The 933-nt window shown below is 76.6% G+C and carries 1 protein-coding gene; it reads right to left on the reverse strand.

The genetic code is table 11. From position 1 onward, the window contains the following. Positions 1-166 precede the first annotated feature (166 nt). Positions 167-874 carry an NUDIX hydrolase gene (locus NWP10_RS12160; protein WP_258301075.1) on the reverse strand — a complete coding sequence of 236 codons (708 nt, stop codon included), beginning with the start codon at positions 872-874 and terminating at the stop codon, positions 167-169. Positions 875-933: the final 59 nt, after the last annotated feature.

The following is a 933-nucleotide window of genomic DNA, read 5'->3' on the forward strand; positions in this document are numbered from 1 at the left end:
AGGTCGCGGCGGTAGGCGGCCAGCGTGTTCGCGGCGAGGCCCCGCTCGACGGCCAGGTGCTCCAGGTGGCGGCGGAACGGGGCCGCGAGCGCGGACTCCGCGCCCCGGCCCCCACGGCTCCCACGGGCCTCGGCCTCACCGCTTCCCCGGGCGGCCGGGTCGGTGCTCACGCGGGCCAGTCCGCCCCGGGGCCGTGGCGGCCCGGGACGAAGGGGGCGTCCACGGGGCGCAGGCGCCGCCACCCCTGGGCGCGGTGGGCGCACAGGGCGAGGATCGCCACGACCGTGGAGGGGTTGTGCACGCGCCCATCCAGGACGGCGTCGGTCACCTCGTCCAGGCCCACCCAGGCTAGGGGCATGGCGGCCTCCTCGTCCGTGCGCGCGTGCCGCTCCGCCTCGGGGACCTCCTCGACCTGCCGGGCGAGGAACACGCGGATGGCCTCGGTGGAGCCGCCGGGGCTCGTGTAGTAGTCCACGAGGGTGTGCCACTCGCGGGCGCGCAGGTCGGCCTCCTCGGCGAGCTCGCGCACGGCCACCTGGTGCAGGTCCTCCCCGTCCACGTCCCGCAGGCCGGCGGGGACCTCCCACAGCTCCATGCCCACCGGGTGGCGGTACTGGCGCACGAGGGCCACCTGCTCGCGCGGGCCCACGGTGCTCAGCTGGGTGCGCACGGCCAGGACGGCCACGGCGCCGGGGTGCACCATCAGCTCGCGCGTGAGGGGGTCCTGTCCCTTGTCCTCGGGGTCCATCCGGAAGGACTCCCGGGCGATGTCCCAGACCCGGCCCTCGTAGACGGTCTTCGACTTCTTCACCGGCCGGGGGACGTGCAGGTCGCGCAGGGGCGAGCGGCCCGCGCAGGCGGAGATCTCAGGCATGGGGCGATCCTCTCATGGGCCGGGGCGCGCGGCAGGAGGGGTGGGCGGGGCCGTTTGGG

Origin of the sequence: Micrococcus sp. HG099 (genome assembly GCF_024723355.1) — a bacterium.
GTDB lineage: Bacteria > Actinomycetota > Actinomycetes > Actinomycetales > Micrococcaceae > Micrococcus > Micrococcus endophyticus.